The following is a 21,680-nucleotide window of genomic DNA, read 5'->3' as shown; positions in this document are numbered from 1 at the left end:
TGCACATGCGTCGTGTAGTGATCACCGGTCTGGGCATCGTTTCCTGCCTGGGCACTGACAAAGAAGCCGTAGCCGCCAGCCTGCGTGCCGGCAAGTCGGGCATCCGTTTCAACCCGTCCTATGCCGAGATGGGCCTGCGCAGCCAGGTCTCCGGTTCGGTCGACCTGAACCTGGAAGAGCTGATCGACCGCAAGGTCTACCGTTTCATGGGCGACGCCGCCGCCTTCGCCTACCTGTCCATGGAGCAGGCGATCAAGGACGCCGGCCTCAGCGAGGAACAGGTCTCCAACCCGCGCACCGGTCTGATCGCCGGTTCCGGCGGCGCCTCCACCTTCAACCAGATGGAAGCCCTCGACATCCTGCGCGAGAAAGGCGTCAAGCGCGTCGGCCCGTACCGCGTGCCGCGCACCATGGGCAGCACCGTCTCCGCCTGCCTGGCCACGCCGTTCAAGATCAAGGGCGTGAACTACTCGATCTCCTCGGCCTGCGCCACCAGCGCTCACTGCATCGGCCACGCCATGGAACAGATCCAGATGGGCAAGCAGGACGTGGTGTTCGCCGGCGGCGGCGAAGAAGAACACTGGAGCCAGAGCTTCCTGTTCGACGCCATGGGCGCCCTCTCCACCCAGTACAACGAAACCCCGGACAAGGCCTCGCGCGCCTACGACGCCAAGCGTGACGGTTTCGTCATCGCCGGCGGCGGCGGCATGGTGGTGGTCGAGGAGCTGGAACACGCCCTGGCCCGCGGCGCGAAGATCTACGCCGAAATCGTCGGCTACGGCGCCACCAGCGACGGCTACGACATGGTCGCGCCGAGCGGCGAAGGTGCGGTGCGCTGCATGCAGCAGGCCCTGGCCACCGTCGACACGCCGATCGACTACCTCAACACCCACGGCACCTCCACCCCGGTCGGCGACGTCGCCGAAAGCCGCGCGGTGCGCGAGGTGTTCGGCGACAAGGCGCCGGCCATCAGCTCGACCAAGAGCCTGTCCGGCCACAGCCTGGGCGCCGCCGGCGTGCAGGAAGCGATCTACTGCATGCTGATGATGGAAGGCAACTTCATCGCCGCCTCGGCCAACATCGAGGAAGTCGATCCGGAACTGGCCGACCTGCCGATCCAGCTCAAGACCGTGGAGAACGCCAAGCTCGACACCGTGATGAGCAACAGCTTCGGCTTCGGCGGCACCAACGCCACCCTGGTGCTCAAGCGCTGGGCCGGCAAGTGATCGCTACGCTGCAGTAACGAGAACGGCGCCTTCGGGCGCCGTTTTCATTTGCCAATCAAGGCCGCGCCAGATGCGGCCCTCCACGCGTCGTCATACCTTGAAGCGCGCCACCAGGTTGTTCAGGTCCACCGCCAGGCGCGACAGTTCCTGGCTGGCGGCGCTGGTCTGGTTGGCACCGGCCGAGCTCTGCAGCGACAGGTCGCGGATGTTGACCAGGTTGCGGTCCACCTCGCGCGCCACCTGCGCCTGCTCTTCCGAGGCGCTGGCGATCACCAGGTTGCGCTCGTTGATCGAGGCGATCGCCTGGGCGATCTGCTCCAGCGCCGTGCCGGCGGCCTGCGCCACCTCCAGGGTGGAACGGGCGCGGCCGTTGCTGCTGTGCATCGCCCCCACGGCCTGGTCGGTGCCGCTCTGGATGCCGCCGATCATCTGCTCGATTTCCTGGGTCGATTGCTGGGTGCGATGGGCCAGCGCCCGCACCTCGTCGGCGACCACGGCGAAACCGCGCCCGGCGTCGCCGGCCCGCGCGGCCTCGATGGCGGCGTTGAGCGCCAGCAGGTTGGTCTGCTCGGCGATGGAGCGGATCACATCGAGCACCTTGCTGATCTCGCGCACCCGCTCGGCCAGCTGCTCGACCTGCCCGGAGGTGCTGTTCACGTCCTCGGCCAGCTGACTGATCGAGCTGACGGTCTGGCGCACCTGCTCGCGGCCCTGCTGGGCGACCTGGTTGGACTCGCGCGAGGCCTCCGAAGTGCTCACCGCGTTGCGCGCCACCTCCTCCACCGCGGCGGTCATCTGGTTGACCGCAGTGGCCGCCTGTTCGATCTCGGTGTTCTGCTGGTGCAGGCCGCGGCTCGAATCCTCGGTCACCGCATGCAGTTCCTCGGACGCCGAGGCCAGCTGGTTGGAGGAGTCGGCGATGCTCTGGATGGTACTGCGCAGGCTCTGCTGCATGCTTTTCAGCGCCGCCAGCAGGCGCGCCGGCTCGTCGTTGCCGAGCACCTGGATCGACTGGGTCAGATCGCCCGAAGCCACCACCTCGGCTACCCGCACCGCTTCGGTCAGCGGCGCGACGATGCTGCGGGTCAGCAGCAGCGCCAGCGCCACGGTGGCCAGGGCCGCCAGCAGCAGCATGCCGATGACCCAGGCGCGCGCCGACTCGAATACCGCGCCGGCGCGCTGCGCCGCGGCCGAAGCGGCGTTGCGGTTGAGTTCCGAGAGCTCGCGCAGGCCACGGGCCATGGCATCGGCGTGCTGGTTGAGCACACCGCCGGCGACCGTGATCGCGGCATCGAAATCGCCGCGGCGCACCGCCTCGACTATCCGCCCCTGTTCCTGCAGGTAGGCCGTCTCGGCCCGCTTGAAGTCGTCGTAGAGACGACGTTCCTCACTGGTGGTGATGCGCTGCTCGTAAGCCGTTTGCGCCTTGGCGAGCATGGCGCGCAGCTCCTCGGCCAGGCGCAGGTTGTTCTGCACCTGCTCCGGTTCGCGGTTGAGCATCAGGCGCAGGGTGATGGCGCGCAGGCGCAGCGCGTCCTGACTCACCTCGGCCAGCGCCAGCACGCTGGGCAGCCAGTTTTCGTCGACCTCGGTGGACTGCTTGCGCATCTCCGCCATCTGCAGCAGAGAGAAGGCGCCGAGCAGCAGCACCAGCAGTGCCACCAGTCCAAAACCCAGGGCCGCCCGCGGGGCGATGGCAAGATTACGCAGCGACATTGATGGTGCTCCTGTTGTCGGCAACCCGCTGCCATTCCTGACTGCAGGCCTGAAAAGATTCAGCTAACTACTTTCACCTGTATCGGCTCGTGCCTTGGACGCTTGATGGGGCGCACGAAAATTTTCTGCACACATGCCGAAGGCGCCCCGTGGGGCGCCTTCGGTTGGCGAGCGGATGCTTCAGACCGCCTCCTCCAGCTCCTCTACCTTGCGCTTGCCGCGCAGGCGCGGCAGCAGCATCGGCACCCGTTGACGATAGCTGCGGTACTGCGGATACGCCCGCAGCAGGTCGCGCTCCTCGAAGACGATGGCCAGCAGGATGTAGGCGCTGGTGGCCAGGGCGAACAGCAGGTGGGTGGCGCTCATCTGCGGCGTGCACCAGAAGGCGAAGAACCAGCCCAGGTACAGCGGGTGGCGCACCAGCTTGTAAACCCCCGGGGTCTGGAACGGCAGCGCGGTGTAGGGTCGGCCGAGCAGTTGCAGCCACACCTGGCGCAGGCCGAACAGGTCGAAATGGTTGATCAGGAAGGTGCTGTACAGCACCAGCGCCCAACCGAAGCCGAAGCCGGCGTTGAGCAGCAGGCGCCCGCTGCGGTTGTCGATCTCCCAGATCATCCCGCCCAGCGGCTGCCAGAAGTAGAACAGGGCGATCAGCGCCAGGCTGGAAAACAGCACGTAGGTACTGCGCTCCGCTTCGACCGGGATGATTCGCGTCCACAGGGCCTTGAAGGCCGGGCGCGCCATCACACTGTGCTGCACGGCGAACAGGGTCAGCAGCAACAGGTCGATCGCCAGGGCGTCGGCCAGGGGCAACAGCGGTGCGCCGTCGATGGTGCGCGGCGCCGCCGGCAGGTTGCCGACGAAGGCCATGGCGTAGAGAAAGGTGGCCAGGAACAGGGCGTAGCAGGCAAGGCCGTAGATAAAGATGGCAAGGCGTTTCATGAGGAGTCCTCGATGCGCGGGCGCGCACCTGATGTTCGTCTAGGCAATCAGTTCAGTTCCATGTAGCGGCGCGTCAGTTCGGGGTTCTGCGCCAGGTAGATGCACAGCATGCGGTCGCCGGCGGCGGACGCCTTGCGGCGGCGCGCGGCGCCACGCTGGCGCGGCTCCGTCTCGCCGGCGGCCTGGCTCGGGCTCATGCGCCGGGGGGTGAAGAATGGGAGTTTCATGGGATGTTGCCTCGTGGTGGTTGGGGGCTGCAGGCTGTTGCCGAGCCCTGAGGCCAGCTTGCCGCGCCCCTGTATCGCCACGATGGCGCCGTGCTGCGCCTTTGTATGCCTTGAGTATCAGCGGGTATCAGCCGCCAGCTGGGCGCTCAGCCAGGCGTACAGGCGGCCCTGGTCCAGCGGCTTGTGCAGCAGCGCGCGCACGCCCTGGGCCAGCACCTCGGCCTCCTCGAGACGCTCGCTGAAGCCGGTGTAGAGGGCGATCGGCAGATCGGCGCGGGCGGCCAGCAGGCGCCGCGCCAGTTGCAGACCGGTCAGGCGCGGCATGCACTGGTCGATGATCGCCAGGTCCCAGGCGTAGGGATCGGCCAGCAGCTCCGCGCTGGCCTGCTCGGCGTCGCACCACAGGCGCGTGTGCAGCCCCCAGCCAGCCAGACGCTCGCAGACGAACTCGCCGACCAGGCGCTCGTCGTCGATCACCGCCACCCGCCCACACAGCGCCGGCCAGGCATGCGCGGCGGCCACCTGCGCCGTCACCGCGCGCGCCGGCGCACCGGCCTCGGCCTGCGGCGGCAGACAGATCTCGAAGCTGCTGCCCTGGCCCGGGCGGCTGTGCACGCGGATATGCCCGCCGTACTCGTGGACGATGCCGTGGGCCATCGACAGGCCCATGCCGCTGCCCTGCCCCGGCGCCTTGGTGCTGAAGAACGGCTCGAACATGTGCAGCTGCACCGCCTCGGCGATACCCGGCCCGGAGTCGCTGACCCGCAGCACCAGGTAGTCGCCGGCAAACGCCTGCTGACAGGAGGCGCAGATGCCGTGCGGCTGCAGGCCGCGCTGCAGTTCGATGCGCAGGCGGCCGTTGCCGGCCATGGCGTCGCGGGCATTGATGCACAGGTTCATCAGCACCTGCTCCAGCTGCAGCGGATCGACCCGCGCCAGCGGCAGCGCCTGGGCCAGTTGCAGGTCGATCTCGATGCTGCTCGGCAGGGTCGACTGCAACAGCTGGCGGAACTCGCCGATCAGCTGGTCGAGCGCCACCGCCTGCGCCTGGCCGCGCCCGCCGCGGCTGAAGGTGAGCATCTGCTGGATCAGGTCGCGGGCCTTCTCCGCCGAATGCTGCACCCGCGTCAGGTAGTGGCTCAGGCGTTCGTCGCCCTGACGCTCGGCCAGTTCCTCGGCCATCACCGTGTAACCGAGCATGCTGGTCAGCAGGTTGTTGAAGTCGTGGGCGATGCCGCCGGTCAAATGGCCGATGGCCTCCATGCGCTGGGCCTGGCGCAGCTGCTGCTCCAGATCGGCGCGCTGCTGCTCGGCCTGGCGGCGCTCGGTGATGTCGCGCAGAAAGCCTATGAACTGGCTGCCCTGGGCGCCCTGCACCACCGTGATGGCCAGCTCGGCGGGAAACTCCTGACCGTCGGCGCGCATCGCCTGGACCTCGACCCGACGCCCCAGGAAGGCGCCCTCGCCGGTCGCCAGATAGCGGCGGAAGCCCTGGTTGTGGGCAGCGCGATGCGGCAGCGGGATGATCAGCTCGGCCAGCTCGCGGCCCAGCGCCTGCTCGCGGCGATAGCCGAAACACTGCTCGGCGGCCGGGTTGAAGGTGGTTACGCGGCCCTCGGCGTCCATGCCGATGATGCAGTCCAGGGCGCTGGCGACTATGGTGCGGTACTGCTGCTCGCTGGCGCGCAGCGCGCATTCGGCCTCCTTGCGCTGGCTGATCTCGCGGGTGAAGGCGAGGATGCGCTCGACACCGCCGATATTGGCCCGCTTCAGGCACACCTCGTCCCAGTGCAGGCTGCCGTCGCGGTTGCGCCGGTGCCACTCGAAGCGCTGCGGGCCCTCATCGCGGGCCCGCGCCAGCCAGCCCAGGGCCTCGACCCCGGTGTAGGGTGGATAGCCGGCGCAGAAGGCGTCGAGCGGCAGGCTGAGCATCTGCGCATGGCTGTAGCCATACAGGGCGCAGGCACGCGGGTTGATGTCGAGCAGCGCGCCGCTGTCCAGTTCGTGAACGAAGATGGCGTCCTCCGAGGCCTCGAAGATCGCCCGGTAGCTGGCCTCGGCGTCCAGCCGCTGCAGCTCGGCGGCGGCGCGCACCGAGAAGATCCGCAGCACCGACTCGACCCGGCTGCGCTCGGGCAGCGCGTGGCGATGGCCGACGGCGATCAGCCCCAGCGGCCGGCCGTCGCTGGCGAACAGCGGGTAGCCGGCGTAGCTGTCGAGGCCCAGGTGGCTCAGACTGTCGTCGCCCGGGTAGCAGTGCGCCAGGTTGCACTCGACCAGGTGGAAGGCCTGACCAAAGACCTCCTCGCAGGGCGTGCCGGCGATGCTGTAGGTCAGGTTGGGCAGCAGCTGGCCGTCGAAGTACAGCGCCAGGGTGCTCAGGCGCCGGGCATCGGGATCGCAGACGCGGCTGACGAAGGCGAAATCGGCCTGCAGCGAGCGCGCCAGGTAGCGGGCGATGGCCTCGAACACCGCCTCGCCGGTGGCCGCCGAGACGCCGAGGGCGACGTGGCGCAGGGCCTCCTCGACCCGCTTGCGCTCGCTGATGTCGGTGGAGATGCCGCACACCGCGATGACCCGGTGGCGCTCGTCGAACAGCGGGAACTTGCTCGACAGGTAGACCCAGCTGCGTTCGCGCAGCAGCAGCTGCTCCTCGAATTCGATGGAGTGGCCGAGGCTGGCCACGCTGAGGTCGTTGCTGCGCAGGGCGTCGGCCACCTGCACCGGGAACAGCTCGTGGTCGCTGCGCCCGAGCACCTGCGCGGCGCTGAGCTGGAAGAAGCGCTCGAAGGCCGGATTGACCAGGCGGTAGCGGCCGTCGAGGTCCTTGATGTAGATGACCGCACTGCTGTTGTCGACGATCTGCCGCAGCGGGTGGTCGAGATCGCTGGTCACCAGGGCCGGGAGCGGGTGCATGGCGGACCTCCGCACAGGGGCTATGGCGCCAGTATAGGAAGGCGCGCGACGTCCCTGGCCGCCGGCAGGCACAGTGAAACAATTGAAACATTGCGCAGCGGCTTTAGCCGCTAACAGCCGCCACGGCAGCGTCGGTTCAGCGGGTCACCAGCATATAGCCGACACCGCGCAGGGTGCGGATGATCTGCGGCTTCTCCGGGTCGTCCTCGAGCTTGCGCCGCAGGCGGGCAATGCGAATGTCGATGGAGCGGTCGAAGGGGTTCCAGTCGCGGTTCTGCGTCAGGTTGAGCAACTGGTCGCGCGACAGCGGCCGGTTGGGGCGCTGGGCGAAGGCCTGCAGCAGGTCGAACTCCATGGCGGTCAGCTCGATCTCGCCGCCCTGCTCGTCGAGCAGCTGGCGGCGCTGCAGGTCGAGGCGGAAGCGGCCGAGGCACACGCCGCCGTCCGAGGTTGGCGCCTCCTCGCCGGCGTGTCGGTAGCGGCGCAGCACGCTCTTGACCCGCGCCAGCAGCTCGCGCGGGTCGAAGGGCTTGGCCAGGTAGTCGTCGGCGCCCACTTCCAGGCCGATGATGCGGTCGACCGGGCTGCCGGCGCCGGAAATCATGATCACCGGCAGGTCGTGGCGTTCGCGCAGAAAGCGCGCTAGGCTCAGGCCGTCCTCGCCGGGCAGGCCGACGTCGAGCAGGACCAGGTCCGGCAGGCCGTCCTGCAGCGCCTGGCGCAGCGCCGCGCTGTCGGCGCAGCCGTGCACCGCATAGCCGTGACCGCCGAGGTAGTCCTGCAGCAGCTGCCGCACCTCGCCGTCGTCGTCCACCACCAGTACCCGCTGCCCGTCCGCCATCGCCCTGCCCTGCGCCGCTCCTTTCACAGCATAGGCCGGGCGGCGGATCAACGTACCTGAAAGCGCTGTTCGGCCAGCTTGCGGTCGCCCTGGAACACCATGAAGTGCCATTCGCCGGGCACCACCTCGTGATGTTCGCTGAACTCGAAGGCCATCACGTCCTGCGGCGCACCGGCCACCAGTTGCTGCCGCACCTCGAACTTGTCGTGGCGCTGGCCGTCCGGGGTGACCACGCCGGGGGTGAAATACAGCAGGGTCAGCGGCTCGTCGCCCTCGCGCTTGCCCACCAGGCGGTAGCGCAGGCCGAACTTGGTGCCGAGCTTGGCGGGCACCTGCTCGGTGCGCTGGATGTCCTGGTTGCTGCGGGTCAGCACCCGCTCGCCGGCCTCGAAGTTCTGATACTGGCTGGTGAAGATGCCGTATTCCACCGGCCCCTCCACCCGCACCTCGGCCTGAACGGCGGCGGCGCAAGCGAACAGACCGGCCACGGCGGCCACTTGAATTGGGTGCATGTCGCGCTCCTTGTTGAGATCGGCGCGAGCCTATGACGCCCAGATGACAGCCTGATGACGGCCGCGCTAGCGGTTCAGCTCGGCCTGCACCTTGCGCGGCAGCACGGCGAGGAAGTTGTCGCGCGCCACCTGCTGCGCCACGTCCGGCGGCAAGGCATCGAGGAAGGGGACGAACCCCCTCATGTACTCGCCCAGGCTGCCGAAGCGGCCGACCACGTCGGAGCCGAGCATGAAACGCTGCGGATAACTGCTGACCAGGTGCACCCAGGCCGCATCCGCCTTGCCGTTCTCGTCCAGCAAGTAGGGGCGCAGCATGGTCCAGGACAGGTCGATATACAGATTGGGGTACTCGCCGAGCATGCGCTCGAGGGTAGGCAGGAGAAAATCCAGCTTGTCCTGATGCCGGTGAATTTCCATGCTGGTGCCGGCATGCGCCCAGATGAAGCGCACGTGCGGGTGGTTGCGCAGCGGGTCTTCGATCTCCTGCAGGTAGAGCGGGTTGCGCTCGCGCTTGGAGGTGATGTTGGAGTGCAGCATCACCGGCAGATCGTACTCGGCGGCCAGGTGGAAGACCCGCGTCAGCGCCTCGTTGTTGGCCCGCGGGGCGCTGCCGTGGATCAGCGCGGTGAGGTCGTCGTGGCGGGTGAAGATCTCGCCGATGCCCTGCCACAGCCCGGGGTCCAGCTCGAGCATGCGGCGGATATGGGCGTCGGCGTTCTTGTCGTTGGGGTTGAAGCCGGACAGGAAGGGGTGGAAGCGCTGGCGCTGCTCGGCCGGCAGGCGCTTGTAGGCGGCGGCGACGAACACGTCGGTGGCGCTGTACCAGTAGGCATTGGCGTCGTCGCCGGCGTAGTAGCGCGGCCGCTTGGGCTCGTCCTCGTCCCATTTCTTCGCCACCGGGATGCCGGACAGCATCACGTGGTCGATGCCGCTGGCGGACATCTGTTCCAGCAGCTCGTCCATCCCGGCGCTTTCCTGGAAGAAATCCACGTAGTGCAGATGGGCGTCGCTGTAGCGGTAGTCGCGCGCCTGGGCGTTGCAGGCGAGCAGGCCGGCGAGCGCCAGCGCGATAACACGGAAAATGGGCAAGACGCGTCCTCCTGACAGGTTCGAGCAGCATAGACCCCAGGCCGGCCCCGCGAGTTCGCCGCACCGCGCTGGTGCAGCAGCGGCCGGCAGCGCGCCAGCGTCGCCCCGGGCGCCTGGCGCTCGCCGCCAGGGCGCGGCGCCGCGCCAATGCTGGCACTTGGCTTGCAGCGCCTCCTGCAGACCATCAAGGGGACTCACCATGCTGCAGTTGCTGCGCAAACCGAACCGCCAGGCTCAGGACGAAGCCGCCCTCGACGCCCTGTTCCAGGACCACGACCTGACCACCCGCCTGCCCGAGCATCGGCAGTGGATGGCGCGCCTCAACGGCTTCAGCGCCGGCCTGCAGCAGCGCATCCGCGCCAGCCTCGGCGCCGCCGTCGGCATCGCCGCCCATGCCCCGCAGCTGGCGCGCATCGCCGCCGCCAACGAGCAGAGCGGCCAGGCCCTGGCGCAGTCCTCGGAGCTGATCGCCAGCGCCAGCGAACAGGTCACCACCACCCTCGACGCCGAACTGGTGCCGGGCGCAGGCGAGGTGGCGCGGCTGTCGGCCGAGGTCTCGGCGACCCTGCGCCAGTGCCAGCAGAGTGGCCAGACGGTGCTGCGCCAGGTCGAGGCGATCGGCGCCAGCGAGGCGCAGCTGGGTCAGGTGATCGAGCAACTGGCCGGCCAGCTGGACGAAGTGAGCAAGGTCATCGGGGTGATCGCCAGCATCTCCCAGCAGACCAATCTGCTGGCGCTCAACGCCGCCATCGAGGCTGCCCGCGCCGGCGAGCACGGCCGCGGCTTCGCCGTGGTGGCCGAAGAGGTGCGACGCCTGGCCGGGCATACCACCGCGGCCACCGACCAGGTCAGCGGCATCATCGAGCGCTTTCGCGACGGCATGCGCCAGCTCGGCGACGCCGGCGGCCATATGCACCAGGCGGTGGCCGACGGCCGCGACGGCATGCGCGAAGTCGGCGCCGGCCTGGACAGCACGCGCCAGGCCATGGACCGCCTGGACGCCCAGGTCGGCCAGATCGCCGCCGGCACCGAGCAGATCGGCCAGGCGCTGCGCTCGATCAACGGCGACGTGCAAGCCATCGCCCAGGTCGCCGGCGAGCTGCTCGGCAAGGCCGGCCAGGTGCTGCACCACAGCCAGGCGGTGCGCGAGGACGGCGACCGCCTGCTGGCCGGGCTCGGCGATTTCCGCCTGGAGATCCACAGCGCGGTGCGCGCCGGCGTCGAGCGCCTGGCCGGCGAACCGGCGCTGGCTGGCGAGCCGCTCGCCGCCGAGCGCCTGCTGCGCGAAACCCTGGCCCGCGACAGCCGCTTCGAGCTGTTCTATCTGGTCGACAGCCGCGGCGTGCAGCTGTCGGAGAACGTCTTCGCCGCCGACGTGCCGCACCACGACAGCGCCAGCTGCCGCGGCCGCGACTGGAGCCAGCGACCCTGGTTCCGCGCCGTCGCCGACGGCCTGCGCAGCCATATCACCCAGGTCTACCGCTCCTCGGCCACCGACGCTTTCTGCTTCACCGTCTCGGTGCCCATCCTCGACGCCCAGGGCCGTCTGCTGCGCGTGCTGGGCGCCGACGTGCGGCTGTCGGCGCTGGTCTGACCGCCCCGGCCTGCGCTAGGCTGGCAGCACCATCACTCGCCGGGACACCCGCCATGATTCGCGTAAGCACCGCCAAAGGCCTGTTGCATCACATCGACATCGGCCCGCATCGACTCGACAGCGACGTACCAGCGGAGCTGGGCGGCGACGGTGCCGGGCCGGAGCCGCACGACCTGTTCGACGCCGCCCTCGGCGCTTGCAAGGCCCTGACCCTGATGCTCTACGCCCGCCAGCGCGGCTTGCCGCTGGAGGGGCTGGACGTGAAAGTGGAGCGCGACGACAGCGAGGAGCGCCAGGGACGTTACCGCCTGGCGGTGGAACTGGAATTGCGCGGTGCGCTGGATGACAGCCAGCGCCAGCAACTGCTGCGCATCGCCGACAAGTGCCCGGTGCACAAGCTGATGACCAGCGCCGAAATCCAGGTCGACACCCGCCTGAGCGGAGCACGGCCATGAGCGACCTGCTGCTGATCCGCCCGCGCGCCGAGGATATCGCCGGCCAGCCGATCCTGCGCCCGCTGCCCTCGGCGCAGTGCCGCAGCGTCGGCCCCTTCGTGTTCTTCGACCATATACTGGCGCAGCCCTACCCGGCCGGCAGCGGCATGGACATCGCCCAGCACCCGCATATCGGCCTGTCCACCCTCACCTACCTGTTCGAGGGCCAGTTGCAGCACAAGGACAGCCTCGGTTCGGATCAGCTGGTCGGCCCCGGCGACGTCAGCTGGATGACCGCCGGCCGCGGCGTCGCCCACGTCGAGCGCACCCCGCCGCAGCTACTCGGGCAGGCCAAGCGCCTGCACGGCCTGCAGGTGTGGCTGGCGCTGCCCACAGCCGAGGAGAACGGCGAGCCCGCCTACAGCCACCACCCGGCCAGCACACTGCCGCGCAGCGACAGCCTGGGCGTGCAGATCACCCTGATCGCCGGCAGCGGCTTCTGCCTCGAGTCGCCGGTGCCGGTGCGTTCGCCGACCCTCTACGCCGAACTCAAGCTGGCCGCCGGCGCCAGCCTGGCGATAACGGCCGAGCACCGCGAGCGGGCGCTGTACCTGATCGACGGCGAAGCCGACCTGGACGGCACGGCCCTGCCCCTTCATAGCCTGGCCGTGCTGGAGGAAGGCGCCAGCCCGACCCTCAGCGCCTGCAGCGAATGCCACCTGGCGCTGATCGGCGGCGAACCGCTAGGGCCGCGGCGAATGAACTGGAACTTCGTCGCCAGCACCCCCGAGCTGATCGACCAGGCCCGCCAGCGCTGGGCCGCGGGCGACTGGCCGCAGGTGCCTGGCGAGACCCGGCGCATCGAACTGCCGCGCTGAGCAGCTTTTTGTTGCACTCGCGTGATCCGCTGACGCCGCCGGCGGGTATAAGCTGCGGGCGGACTGAACCTGGCCAACGGATGACCCATGGCGGATCGCGACTTCGACTACGACAGCACCCTGGAAGCCTGCGCGCGCGGCGACGAGCGCGCCTTCCAGGCGCTCTACCGACAGGAGGCCGGGCAACTGCTCGGCCTGGCCATCAGCATGCTGGGCCGCCGCGATATGGCCGAGGATTGCCTGCACGATGCCTTCGTGCGCATCTGGCAACACGCCGCGCGCTATCGACGCGAACTGGGCAGCGGTCGCGCCTGGGTGCATAGCATCCTGCGCTACCGCGTGCTCAACGCCTTGCGCAGCGGCGGGCGACAGGTCGAGGTAGACGATGACTTCATCGAGCGCGTGCTGGACGACAGCCCGCAGGCCGAGGCGCAGGCGCTGCAGCAATCCGAGCGGCGCCTGCTGCGTAGTTGCCTGCAACGCCTGGAAAGGCCACGCCGCCATCCGATTCTGCTGGCCTTCTACCGTGGCCTGACCCACGAGCAGATCGCCAGTCGCCTGAGCACCCCGCTGGGCACCATCAAGGGCCGTATCCGCGCCGGCCTGCGCGCGCTGCAGGAGTGTCTGCAAGCATGATTCCGCACGACCCCGAAGAACGTCGCGCCCTGATCGGCGAGTACCTGCTCGGCCTGCTCGACGGCGCCGAGGCCGACGAGGTGCGCCAGTTGCTCGAAGAGGATGAGAATGCCGCCCGTATGGTCCTGGAGTGGGAGCGGCACTTTCTCGAGCTGAGCGACCGGCTGCCCAGCCAGGCCCCCTCCCCGGCACTCTGGGTGCGTATCCGCCGCAGCCTGGGCCTGCATGATGAGCCACGCCCGAGCGCCCTGGCCAACTGGTGGAACAGCCTGCTGACCTGGCGCCTGACCGCCGCCACACTGGCCGTTGCCCTGCTGGTCGCCGTGCTGCTGCCGATCCTGCGCAGTCCGGACATCGCCGGCGAACGCTACACCGTGGTGCTGCAGCAACCGGGCGAAGCGGCCAAGCCGGGCTGGGTCATCCAGGTCGGCAGCGATGGCACGCTGCTGCTCGATCCGCTGGTCGCCGACCAGGTGCCGGAGGGCCGCGCCCTGCAGTTCTGGACGCTGATCGATCCGGCCGAAGGCCCGCGCTCGCTGGGCCTGGTCGAGGCCGGCAAGCCGCTGCGCCTGCCAGCCGAACAGATCGGCGCCGTGCAGGCGGGCCAGCTGTTCGAGCTGACGCTGGAACCGGCCGGTGGCTCGCCCTACGACCGCCCCAGTGGCCCGGTGCTCTATATCGGTCGCGCCGTGCTGGCCAGCGCCAACTGATAGGGCTTGCCGGCCGCTCGGCCGGCAAGTCGCTTGAAAAATTTTCCGCCGCCGACATCCAGCTCCATTCCTCGCGGGTATAGCTCACAGGTGTTTCGTCGAGGCACCTGCGAAACCGGCCAGCCGGTTTCGTCTCGATGCTGAAACCTTCACGAGGAACCCACATGAAACGCATCACTACCCTCTGCACCGCCGGCCTGCTGACCCTGGGCGCAGGTGCCGCCAGCGCCACCGAACTGCTCGCGCTGAGCGCCGATGGCACGCTGTACAAGGTCGATGTCGCCAGCCTCAAGGTCAGCGCCAGCATGGCGGTCAGCGGCGCCAGCGACCTGCGCGGCCTGGATGTGCGCCCGGCCAGCGGCCAGCTCTATGCCTTGAGCGGCGCCGATCGGCTCTACACCCTCGACGCCGCCAGCGGTAAGGCGACTGCAGGCAGCAAACTGCAAACCGCACTGGCTGGCAGCGGCCAGGCCGTGGTCGACTTCAACCCGGTGGCCGACCGCCTGCGCCTGCTCGGCCCGGACGGCACCAGCCTGCGGGTGAATGTCGATACCGGTGAAGTGGTCGTGGACGGCAAGCTCGCCTATGCCACCGACGGCCCCTACGCCGGCCAGCAGCCCAAGGTGGTCGCCGGTGCCTACACCAACGCCTATGCCGGCACGCAGAGCACCGCGCTGTACAACATCGACCTGGCCAGCGCCGGCCTGATGCTGCAGAACCCGCCGAACGACGGCGTGCAGCAACTGGTCGGCAAGGTCGCCGATGGCCTCGAGGCGGCCGCCATGGACATCGCCAGCGATGGCGAAGGTGGCAACACCGCCTACGTGCTGACCGGCAAGACCCTGCATCAGCTCGATCTGGCCAGCGGCAAGCCGAGCACTCTGGGCGACATCGCCGACCTGCCGGACGGCATCATCGATATCGCCGTACTGCCCGCGAAGTAAGATGAAAAAAGGCTGCGCCCACTGGGCGCAGCCTTTCGTTCAACGCGTGGTAAACCCGCGGTCACTGCTCGGCGAACACCTCGTCGAACAGATCGTTCATCGCCTTGAATGCCCGCGCGGCCACCACCGGGTGATATTCGTTGCGTCCCGGCACGTTGGCCTTGGGATTGGTGAACGAGTGCACCGCGCCCCCGTAGCTGACCAGTTGCCAGTCGGTCTTGGCCGCCTTCATTTCGGCGATGAAGCCGTCGACCTGAGCCTGCGGCACGGCCGGATCATCGGCACCGTGCAGCACCAGCACCGGCGCCTGGATGTTCTTCGCATCACTCGGGTTGGGCGTGTCCAGGTTGCCGTGGAAGGACACGAAACCCTTGAGCGGCGCGCCCGAACGCGCGAGCTCCAGCACCGTGCCGCCACCGAAGCAGAAGCCGATGGCGCCGAGCTTGTCGAGATCCAGCGCCACCTCACCGCTCTGCGCCTTGAGCACCTCGACCGCCGCCTGGGCGCGCTTGCGCATCAGCGGGCGATCGGCGCGCACGGCAGTGGCCGCGGCACCCGCTTCTTCGGCGTTGCTCGGACGAATCGACTTGCCGTACATGTCGGCGACGAACACCACGTACTTGTCGCCTGCAGCACGGGCGGCCTTGGCCACGGTGTCCTCGTTCACCCCCATCCAGTTGGGCACGGCGAGCAGCCCCGGACGCGGCGTAGTCACCGAGTCGTCGTATACCAGCACGCCTTCGAAGGCTTCGCCTTCGATCTCGTAGGCAATCGTCTTGGTCACGACAGCCGCGTCGGCAAGACCGGCGAATGCGGCGCACAACAGGGGAACCAGTGTCTTCTTCTGCATGGCGAGGCCTTCCTTCGCAAGGGTTGGCCCCTAAACATAGTCCTGCAACCGGCGATGACCAAGCCGCTGGCGCACGGGTTTTACACAGGACGTGTCAGAGTGCGTGCAACTCGGTCCAGCGTGCCTTGATCCGCAGGAGCTGGAGCTAGCGCCTGGCGGGAGCGGAGCGCGAGCTTGCGCCATCTGCAGCACTGGCTCGTTTGTCACGCTTACCCTTTGCGCAAAAATGCGCAGAACCATAAAAAAAGCCCGCCGAAGCGGGCTTTTCTACTGCTTGGCCAGTCAGGCGGACAGCTCCACCAGCAGCTTGTTCAAGCGCTGCACGTAGGCGGCCGGATCCTTCAGGCTGTAGCCGGCGGCCAGCGCGGCCTGGTCGAAGAGGATGTGCGACAGGTCGACGAAACGGTCCTCGTCGGCCTCGGCATCCAGGCGCTCGATCAGCGGATGGCCGGGGTTGAACTCGAAGATCGGCTTGGATTCCGGCACCTTCTGCCCGCTGGCCTCGAGGATCTGGCGCATCTGCAGACCCAGGTCCTGCTCGCCGATGGCGAGGATCGCCGGCGAGTCGGTCAGGCGATGCGACACGCGCACTTCCTTGACCTGCTCGCCCAGCGCGCCTTTCAGACGCTCGATCAGCCCTTCCTTGGCCTTGGCCACTTCTTCCTGGGCCTTCTTGTCCTCTTCCGAGTCCAGCTTGCCCAGGTCCAGGTCGCCACGGGCCACGTCGACGAACTGCTTGCCGTCGAACTCGGTCAGGTAGCTCATCAGCCACTCGTCGATGCGGTCGGTGAGCAGCAGCACCTCGATGCCCTTCTTGCGGAACACCTCCAGGTGCGGGCTGTTCTTGATCTGCGCGTAGGATTCGCCGGTCAGGTAGTAGATCTTGTCCTGACCTTCCTTGACCCGGCCCATGTAGTCGGCCAGCGCTACCGACTGCTCGTCGCCCTCGCCTGCGGTGGAGGCGAAGCGCAACAGACCGGCGATCTTCTCCTTGTTGGCAAAGTCTTCCGCCGGGCCTTCCTTGAGCACCTGGCCGAAGGCCTTCCAGAAGGTCTTGTAGTCCTCCGGCTTGTCCTTGGCCAGCTTCTCCAGCATGTCCAGCACGCGCTTGGTCAGCGCCGACTTCATCGAGTCGATCACCGGATCCTTCTGCAGGATCTCGCGCGACACGTTCAACGACAGGTCGTTGGAATCCACCACGCCCTTGATAAAGCGCAGGTACAGCGGCAGGAACTCGTCGGCCTGGTCCATGATGAACACGCGCTGCACATAGAGCTTGAGGCCCTTGGGCGCTTCGCGGTGGTACAGGTCGAACGGCGCGCGGCCCGGCACGTAGAGCAGCGAGCTGTATTCCAGCTTGCCCTCGACCTTGTTGTGGCTCCAGCTCAGCGGGTTCTCGAAGTCGTGGGCGACGTGCTTGTAGAACTCCTGGTATTCCTCGTCCTTGACCTCGCTGCGCGGGCGGGTCCACAGCGCGCTGGCGCGGTTGACGGTTTCCCACTCCGGCTCGGCCGGCTTGTCCTTGTCTTCGCCGTAATGCTCTTTCGGCAGCTCGATGGGCAGGGCGATATGGTCGGAGTACTTCTTGACGATATTGCGCAGGCGCCAGCCGTCGGCGAACTCTTCCTCGCCGCTTTTCAGGTGCAGGACGATGCGGGTACCGCGCTCGGCCTTGTCGATGGTGGCGACCTCGAACTCGCCCTCGCCCTTGCTCGACCAGTGCACGCCCTCGCTAGCCGGGGCGCCGGCACGGCGGCTGAACACGTCCACCTTGTCGGCGACGATAAAGGCCGAATAGAAGCCCACGCCGAACTGACCGATCAGGTGCGAGTCCTTCTTCTGGTCGCCGGAGAGGTTCTTGAGGAAGTCGGCGGTGCCGGACTTGGCGATGGTGCCCAGGTGCGCGATGACTTCCTCGCGGCTCATGCCGATGCCGTTGTCTTCGAGGGTGACGGTCTTGGCGTCCTTGTCGAAGGACAGGCGGATCTTCAGCGGATCGCCGCCTTCGAGCAGCTCGGGCTTGGCCAGCGCCTCGAAGCGCAGCTTGTCGGCGGCATCGGAGGCGTTGGAAATCAGCTCGCGCAGGAAGATTTCCTTGTTCGAGTACAGCGAATGGATCATCAGGTGCAGCAGCTGCTTCACCTCGGTCTGGAAGCCCAGGGTTTCTTTTTGAGTTTCCACACTCATGGTCGTCTAACTCCACATGCAGGACTAAGCCACTAACGCGGCGGATGTCCTACAGGTGGGGGCAGAGCGATGGATTTCAAGGGCTTGGCGGAATCAGGGCTCGAGCAATTCGAGGCGGCCGATTTCCTGCGGCTTGAAGCTGAAGCTGGCCTGGCCGGCGCCGCTGCCCAGCTGCTGGTTGAGGCGGATGCTGCCGTCGGCGTCGATGCCGACGAAGCGCCCCTCCACCGTGCCGCCGCTGGCCTTGCTCAGGCGCATGCTGAGGTTGCGGTACTGCTCGGGGTTGCGCTGCAGGCGCGCCAGGCTGAAGCGCTGGCGGCGGTCGAGCGGTCGGCTGAGGCGCTCCTCCACCGGCTGCGCCTCGGGCTGCGCGGCCGGCGGCGCCGCAGCCAGCGTCGGCAGCGGCGGAAAGCGATCGCCAAGCACTGCCCAGCCCTGCTGGTCGCGCTTGCTCAGGCGGATCGGCAGACGCTCGGCACGCCCGTCGATCACAGCTTCGACCGGCAACTCCAGCTCGTCGCCGTCGAAGGTAAAGGGCGGCAGTTTCAGCTCGCGCACGTCGCGGCTGGCGAAACGCCGCTGCAGGTAGTCGTGCAGCACATAGGCGATGGTGTCGCGCGAGTCGAAACGGCGGTCGACTTCGCCGTCCTCATAACGCAGGCGGTCGCTGTACAGCTCCACGCGGCCGCTCAGGCTGGTCTTGAAACGCGGCGGCAGCACCAGGTGGAAATCGCCGACCAGGCGGTTCGGCGCCTGCGGTTGCAGATCCAGGTGCAGGGTATAGCCGCGGCTCAGGCGCCGCGCCTCGGGCAGGTCCTGCTCCGGCAGCAGCCAACTCAGCTCCACCTCCGGCAGGTTGCCGCCGTCCTGCGGCAGTACGTCGAGGCGCAGCGCGCCGCTGACCGGCTGGGGCAGGCGGATGTTCAGCTCGCGCTGGGCGAAGAAATCCAGGCCCTCGCGCAGGCTGAGCACGCCGTCGATCAGCTCGCCCTGTTGCGGGCGGAACGGCTGGCCGTTGAGCTCGCCGCGCAGCTCGATGGCCAGCTCGGCCGGCACCTGTACCTCGGGCTTGAGCCAGTCCAGGCGCATGATCGCCGCCAGGCGCTCGGCGTCCTTGGCCGCCAGCAGGGTCAGGCCGACCACCAGGGGAATCACCCCCAGGCCGATCAGCGCCACGGCGCTGCGCGCGCGAGTCCAGTGGCGCAGCAGGTAGATCAGGGTCAGCGGCGGGATCAGGCTACCCCAGCCCCACAGCAGGCTGGTGGCGAATGCCCGCATCACCAGCCAGACCAGACCGGCCAGCATCAACAGCAGGCCACCGATTATCAGCAACGCATCCATCCACAGGTTCCTTGTCGTTATTGCGGCGCGCTGCGTTAAGGCTCGTCGACCTTGAAATGGGCGCGGGCGGTGGCGATCGGCTCGGTCTGGGTGGTCTGCCAGGCGGTGATCGCCACGTTGGCGACCCGCCGGCCCTGGCGCCAGACCTGGCACTGCGCGTAGGTGTCACGATAATGACCGGCGCGCAGGTAATCTATCGAGAAGTCGATGATTTTCGGCAAATGTGGGATGCCCATGAACATCAGCAGATGGAGCATGGCGGCATGTTCCATGAAGCCGGCGATCACCCCGCCGTGCAGCGCCGGCAGCACCGGGTTGCCGATGCAGTCGCGGTTGGCCGGCAGGCGAAACACCATGTCCTCGCCCAGGCGCAGGCACTCGATGCCGAGCAGCTTGGCGTAGGGGATCAGGTTGATCAGCGGGTCGTAGTCGTTCTGCTGGTGGGCGCGGGCCACCAGTTGCTCCAGGTTCAGTTCGCTCATGCCGCACCGCCCTGCTGGATGTTCTGCTTCAGCTCGCCGCCACCCTGCACGGCCTTGCCCATACGCATGAAGGCACCGACCACGTGGGCGATGGGCTGCTCGGGATCGTCCTGGTAGGCGTAGCCGCGGGTAAAGATGACGTTGGGGGTGACCCGGTAGCACTCGGCGAAACCGAACACGTCCTTGCCGGGCTCGGCCGGGTGCATGTAGTCGATGCGCAGGTCCAGGGTCGGGCAGATCTCGAACTCCGGCAGCACGCAGACGGTGGAGATGCCGCAGGTGGTGTCCATCAGCGTGGTGATGGCGCCGCCGTGGATCACGCCGCTGTCCGGGTTGCCGACTATATGTGCGCTGTGCGGCAGACGCAGGGTCAGTCCCCGGCTGTCGGCCGCCTCCACGCGCATGCCCAGCACCTGACAATGACGCAAGGCGGCGAGAAACCGCTGCGCCCGCGCCTGAATCGACTGCTCGCTCATCACTACGACCCTACTGCTTCACGGGAAAAGGCTGCGCATGATAACGCCTCGCGGCCCCGCCCGGCCAAGGCCGGCGAGACGCACCGGGAACTTAAGCGCGTCCGCTCGCTCCAACGGGGTGCGCATGGGATCACCCCAGCCGCCTATAACTTCCACACATGGAGTGCCGACCGTGAACAAACCCCTGACTTATGCCCTGCTGCTTGCCGCTACCCTGGGTCTCGCCGCCTGCGAGAAGACCCCGGAAGACAAGATGGAGTCGGCCAAGGAGTCAGCCTCCGAGGCCATGGAGAACCTGGGCGACGCCGCCAAGGAAACCGGTGACGCCATCGAACAGAAAGCCGACGAAGTGATGGGCACCGAGCCGACCACTGGCGAAAAAATTCAGGACGCCGCCGAAGACGCCGCCGATGCCATCGAAGAGGCCGGCGACGAAGCCAAGGACGCCGTCGAAGGCCAGTAAGGCCCGAGTAACGAAAAAGGCCCGCCAATGCGGGCCTTTTTCTTTTACAGCGCCGGGCTGAGCATCAACAACAGACTGCACAGCAAGCCGACCACCCAGATCAGGCTGCGCTGCCAGTGCAGGTCGTACCAATAGCACAGCAGGTACAGCACCCGACTGACCACGAAGGTCACCGCCAGCACATCCACCAGCACCCCGTAGTTCTGGGTCACGTGGGCCATCAACACGCCGACGGCGAACAGCGGGAAGGCCTCGAAACTGTTCTGGTGGGCAGCCAGGGCGCGCGCGCCGAAGCCCGTCAGGCGGTTCTGCTGGGTACGCGGATGACGGTTGTCGTAGCGCCCGCTACCCTCCTCGGCCATCGCCTTGGCCACCGGGGCCTTGGCGATGAAAATCAGCAGGGCGCTGATGAAGACGCACCAGAACGGCAGACTCATTCGCTCTTCTCCTTGGCCACTTCGGCGGCCGGCGTTGGGGTGTAGACCATCACTTCCAGCACATCCGAGTGGAATTCGCGGCGATACAGCACCAGCACCACGCCGGCGCTGACCAGCATGAAGAACCAGGGGTTGATGAACCAGGCCAGGGTCGCCATGCCGAAGTAGTAGGCGCGCAGCCCCTGGTTGAACTGGTTGGCGGCCATCGAGATGACCCGCGCGGTGCGCTCGGCGAAGGCCTTGCGCTCCTGCTCGGTGACGTGCCGTTCGCCGACCATGGGCGCCGAACCGACCAGCACCGCGGCGAAGTTGTACTGGCGCATGCACCAGCTGAAGGTGAAGAAGGCGTAGACGAACACCACCCCCAGGCACAGCAGCTTGACCTCCGACAGCTCGCGGCTGGCCGGTTGCACGAACGGCAGGTCGGCCAGCAGCGACAGCGCGCGGTCGGAGGCGCCGAGCACGGTGAGGATGCCGGCGAGGATAATCAGGGTGCTGGAGGCGAAGAAGGAGGCGTTGCGCTCCAGGTTGCCGATCACGTTGGCGTCGGCGATGCGGTTGTCGCGCAACAGCATGCGGCGCATCCAGTCTTCCCGGTACAGGTGCAACACACTGGCCAGACAGGGCGTGGCGCGGCCCTTCCACAACGCATAGCGGGTGTAGCCGGCCCAGCAGACGACGAACCAGAGCGCAGCCAGTAGATGGGGCAAGTAATAATCGCTGATGGGCATGCCAACTCCTTGTAGGACTGGCGGCGATTATAGCCAGGGCACCCCGGC

At 67.7% G+C, this 21,680-nt stretch carries 20 protein-coding genes and 3 pseudogenes; 8 read left to right on the top strand and 15 right to left on the bottom strand.

Features of this window, described 5'->3' with window-relative positions; translation table 11 throughout:
• Positions 1-5: 5 nt before the first annotated feature.
• Positions 6-1,226 (top strand): beta-ketoacyl-ACP synthase I, encoded by a 1,221-nt coding sequence (gene fabB, locus AC1G9C_RS10285; RefSeq protein ID WP_021443687.1) that lies wholly within the window; start codon positions 6-8, stop codon positions 1,224-1,226.
• A gap of 90 nt (positions 1,227-1,316) precedes the next feature.
• Here the strand turns inward: fabB and AC1G9C_RS10280 are convergent.
• From AC1G9C_RS10280 to AC1G9C_RS10245, 8 genes and pseudogenes are all read right to left on the bottom strand, one after another.
• A pseudogene (locus AC1G9C_RS10280) lies at positions 1,317-2,486 on the bottom strand (methyl-accepting chemotaxis protein); the annotation flags it as partial.
• A pseudogene (locus AC1G9C_RS10275) lies at positions 2,460-2,942 on the bottom strand (MCP four helix bundle domain-containing protein); the annotation flags it as partial. The pseudogenes AC1G9C_RS10280 and AC1G9C_RS10275, both read right to left, overlap by 27 nt.
• A 180-nt stretch (positions 2,943-3,122) precedes the next feature.
• Positions 3,123-3,884, bottom strand: coding sequence for a methanethiol S-methyltransferase (gene mddA, locus AC1G9C_RS10270; RefSeq protein ID WP_480410105.1), 762 nt, complete (start codon positions 3,882-3,884; stop codon positions 3,123-3,125).
• Between the two features lie 47 nt (positions 3,885-3,931).
• Entirely contained in the window at positions 3,932-4,111 is a 180-nt protein-coding gene (locus AC1G9C_RS10265) for a hypothetical protein (RefSeq protein WP_480410104.1), read from the bottom strand.
• A gap of 117 nt (positions 4,112-4,228) precedes the next feature.
• Entirely contained in the window at positions 4,229-7,027 is a 2,799-nt protein-coding gene (locus AC1G9C_RS10260) for a PAS domain-containing hybrid sensor histidine kinase/response regulator (RefSeq protein ID WP_480410103.1), read from the bottom strand.
• A 136-nt stretch (positions 7,028-7,163) separates the two neighbouring features.
• The gene (locus AC1G9C_RS10255) at positions 7,164-7,868 is read right to left on the bottom strand and encodes a response regulator (protein ID WP_021444021.1); all 705 of its coding nucleotides are present in this window, start codon (positions 7,866-7,868) and stop codon (positions 7,164-7,166) included.
• A gap of 47 nt (positions 7,869-7,915) precedes the next feature.
• Positions 7,916-8,380 (bottom strand): DUF3859 domain-containing protein, encoded by a 465-nt coding sequence (locus tag AC1G9C_RS10250; protein ID WP_480410102.1) that lies wholly within the window; start codon positions 8,378-8,380, stop codon positions 7,916-7,918.
• A gap of 66 nt (positions 8,381-8,446) precedes the next feature.
• Positions 8,447-9,487 (bottom strand): amidohydrolase family protein, encoded by a 1,041-nt coding sequence (locus tag AC1G9C_RS10245; protein ID WP_480410400.1) that lies wholly within the window; start codon positions 9,485-9,487, stop codon positions 8,447-8,449.
• A 670-nt stretch (positions 9,488-10,157) separates the two neighbouring features.
• On the opposite strand from AC1G9C_RS10245, the pseudogene AC1G9C_RS10240 reads away from it, so the two are divergent.
• From AC1G9C_RS10240 to AC1G9C_RS10215, 6 genes and pseudogenes are all read left to right on the top strand, one after another.
• Positions 10,158-11,063 (top strand): annotated as a pseudogene (locus AC1G9C_RS10240) (methyl-accepting chemotaxis protein); the annotation flags it as partial.
• Positions 11,064-11,116: 53 nt separating this feature from the next.
• Positions 11,117-11,518 (top strand): OsmC family protein, encoded by a 402-nt coding sequence (locus tag AC1G9C_RS10235; RefSeq protein ID WP_480410101.1) that lies wholly within the window; start codon positions 11,117-11,119, stop codon positions 11,516-11,518.
• The gene (locus tag AC1G9C_RS10230; protein ID WP_122107751.1) at positions 11,515-12,375 is read left to right on the top strand and encodes a pirin family protein; all 861 of its coding nucleotides are present in this window, start codon (positions 11,515-11,517) and stop codon (positions 12,373-12,375) included. Before AC1G9C_RS10235 ends, AC1G9C_RS10230 begins: the two co-directional genes overlap by 4 nt.
• Positions 12,376-12,462: 87 nt before the next feature.
• Positions 12,463-13,011, top strand: a complete 549-nt coding sequence (locus tag AC1G9C_RS10225) for a sigma-70 family RNA polymerase sigma factor (RefSeq protein WP_480410100.1) — start codon at positions 12,463-12,465, stop codon at positions 13,009-13,011.
• Complete coding sequence (locus AC1G9C_RS10220; RefSeq protein WP_480410099.1) at positions 13,008-13,721, top strand: anti-sigma factor; 714 nt, start codon at positions 13,008-13,010, stop codon at positions 13,719-13,721. Before AC1G9C_RS10225 ends, AC1G9C_RS10220 begins: the two co-directional genes overlap by 4 nt.
• A gap of 164 nt (positions 13,722-13,885) precedes the next feature.
• The gene (locus AC1G9C_RS10215) at positions 13,886-14,665 is read left to right on the top strand and encodes a DUF4394 domain-containing protein (RefSeq protein ID WP_480410098.1); all 780 of its coding nucleotides are present in this window, start codon (positions 13,886-13,888) and stop codon (positions 14,663-14,665) included.
• 61 nt (positions 14,666-14,726) lie between these two features.
• Here AC1G9C_RS10215 and AC1G9C_RS10210 read toward each other — a convergent pair whose 3' ends face one another.
• The 5 genes from AC1G9C_RS10210 to AC1G9C_RS10190 form a co-directional block, all read right to left on the bottom strand.
• Positions 14,727-15,515: a dienelactone hydrolase family protein gene (locus tag AC1G9C_RS10210; RefSeq protein ID WP_397497234.1), complete on the bottom strand. Its 789-nt coding sequence runs from the start codon at positions 15,513-15,515 to the stop codon at positions 14,727-14,729.
• Between the two features lie 282 nt (positions 15,516-15,797).
• On the bottom strand, positions 15,798-17,702 hold the full coding sequence (gene htpG, locus AC1G9C_RS10205) for a molecular chaperone HtpG (RefSeq protein ID WP_480410097.1): 1,905 nt from the start codon (positions 17,700-17,702) through the stop codon (positions 15,798-15,800).
• Between the two features lie 93 nt (positions 17,703-17,795).
• Positions 17,796-19,043 (bottom strand): MFS transporter, encoded by a 1,248-nt coding sequence (locus AC1G9C_RS10200; protein WP_480410096.1) that lies wholly within the window; start codon positions 19,041-19,043, stop codon positions 17,796-17,798.
• A gap of 35 nt (positions 19,044-19,078) precedes the next feature.
• Positions 19,079-19,525, bottom strand: a complete 447-nt coding sequence (locus AC1G9C_RS10195; RefSeq protein ID WP_021442493.1) for a PaaI family thioesterase — start codon at positions 19,523-19,525, stop codon at positions 19,079-19,081.
• A complete protein-coding gene (locus tag AC1G9C_RS10190; protein ID WP_480410095.1) occupies positions 19,522-20,001 on the bottom strand; it encodes a PaaI family thioesterase in 480 nt (159 codons plus the stop codon). Before AC1G9C_RS10190 ends, AC1G9C_RS10195 begins: the two co-directional genes overlap by 4 nt.
• A gap of 172 nt (positions 20,002-20,173) precedes the next feature.
• On the opposite strand from AC1G9C_RS10190, the gene AC1G9C_RS10185 reads away from it, so the two are divergent.
• Positions 20,174-20,464 (top strand): hypothetical protein, encoded by a 291-nt coding sequence (locus tag AC1G9C_RS10185; protein ID WP_457790475.1) that lies wholly within the window; start codon positions 20,174-20,176, stop codon positions 20,462-20,464.
• 44 nt (positions 20,465-20,508) lie between these two features.
• On the opposite strand, the gene AC1G9C_RS10180 is transcribed toward AC1G9C_RS10185, so the two are convergent.
• Both AC1G9C_RS10180 and AC1G9C_RS10175 read right to left on the bottom strand, forming a co-directional pair.
• Positions 20,509-20,901 carry an MAPEG family protein gene (locus AC1G9C_RS10180; protein ID WP_480410094.1) on the bottom strand — a complete coding sequence of 131 codons (393 nt, stop codon included), beginning with the start codon at positions 20,899-20,901 and terminating at the stop codon, positions 20,509-20,511.
• Positions 20,898-21,632: a DUF599 domain-containing protein gene (locus AC1G9C_RS10175; protein WP_122107742.1), complete on the bottom strand. Its 735-nt coding sequence runs from the start codon at positions 21,630-21,632 to the stop codon at positions 20,898-20,900. The genes AC1G9C_RS10180 and AC1G9C_RS10175 overlap by 4 nt, the downstream gene beginning before the upstream one ends.
• Positions 21,633-21,680: the final 48 nt, after the last annotated feature.

The sequence above is a fragment of the Pseudomonas sp. ABa2 genome, assembly GCF_056676075.1.
The sequence above is the reverse complement of the archived record's forward strand: the minus strand, read 5'-3'. Positions and strand labels throughout refer to the sequence as shown.

What these genes read in the sequence shown, in the direction of transcription:
- AC1G9C_RS10250 (WP_480410102.1), bottom strand. Translation starts at nt 8,380, where the DNA reads ATGCACCCAATTCAAGTGGCCGCCGTGGCCGGTCTGTTCGCTTGCGCC.
- htpG (WP_480410097.1), bottom strand. Translation starts at nt 17,702, where the DNA reads ATGAGTGTGGAAACTCAAAAAGAAACCCTGGGCTTCCAGACCGAGGTG.
- AC1G9C_RS10265 (WP_480410104.1), bottom strand. Translation starts at nt 4,111, where the DNA reads ATGAAACTCCCATTCTTCACCCCCCGGCGCATGAGCCCGAGCCAGGCC.
- AC1G9C_RS10230 (WP_122107751.1), top strand. Translation starts at nt 11,515, where the DNA reads ATGAGCGACCTGCTGCTGATCCGCCCGCGCGCCGAGGATATCGCCGGC.
- AC1G9C_RS10195 (WP_021442493.1), bottom strand. Translation starts at nt 19,525, where the DNA reads ATGAGCGAACTGAACCTGGAGCAACTGGTGGCCCGCGCCCACCAGCAG.
- fabB (WP_021443687.1), top strand. Translation starts at nt 6, where the DNA reads ATGCGTCGTGTAGTGATCACCGGTCTGGGCATCGTTTCCTGCCTGGGC.
- AC1G9C_RS10215 (WP_480410098.1), top strand. Translation starts at nt 13,886, where the DNA reads ATGAAACGCATCACTACCCTCTGCACCGCCGGCCTGCTGACCCTGGGC.
- AC1G9C_RS10255 (WP_021444021.1), bottom strand. Translation starts at nt 7,868, where the DNA reads ATGGCGGACGGGCAGCGGGTACTGGTGGTGGACGACGACGGCGAGGTG.
- AC1G9C_RS10190 (WP_480410095.1), bottom strand. Translation starts at nt 20,001, where the DNA reads ATGAGCGAGCAGTCGATTCAGGCGCGGGCGCAGCGGTTTCTCGCCGCC.
- AC1G9C_RS10260 (WP_480410103.1), bottom strand. Translation starts at nt 7,027, where the DNA reads ATGCACCCGCTCCCGGCCCTGGTGACCAGCGATCTCGACCACCCGCTG.
- AC1G9C_RS10235 (WP_480410101.1), top strand. Translation starts at nt 11,117, where the DNA reads ATGATTCGCGTAAGCACCGCCAAAGGCCTGTTGCATCACATCGACATC.
- AC1G9C_RS10220 (WP_480410099.1), top strand. Translation starts at nt 13,008, where the DNA reads ATGATTCCGCACGACCCCGAAGAACGTCGCGCCCTGATCGGCGAGTAC.
- AC1G9C_RS10225 (WP_480410100.1), top strand. Translation starts at nt 12,463, where the DNA reads ATGGCGGATCGCGACTTCGACTACGACAGCACCCTGGAAGCCTGCGCG.
- AC1G9C_RS10200 (WP_480410096.1), bottom strand. Translation starts at nt 19,043, where the DNA reads ATGGATGCGTTGCTGATAATCGGTGGCCTGCTGTTGATGCTGGCCGGT.
- AC1G9C_RS10180 (WP_480410094.1), bottom strand. Translation starts at nt 20,901, where the DNA reads ATGAGTCTGCCGTTCTGGTGCGTCTTCATCAGCGCCCTGCTGATTTTC.
- AC1G9C_RS10210 (WP_397497234.1), bottom strand. Translation starts at nt 15,515, where the DNA reads ATGCAGAAGAAGACACTGGTTCCCCTGTTGTGCGCCGCATTCGCCGGT.
- mddA (WP_480410105.1), bottom strand. Translation starts at nt 3,884, where the DNA reads ATGAAACGCCTTGCCATCTTTATCTACGGCCTTGCCTGCTACGCCCTG.
- AC1G9C_RS10175 (WP_122107742.1), bottom strand. Translation starts at nt 21,632, where the DNA reads ATGCCCATCAGCGATTATTACTTGCCCCATCTACTGGCTGCGCTCTGG.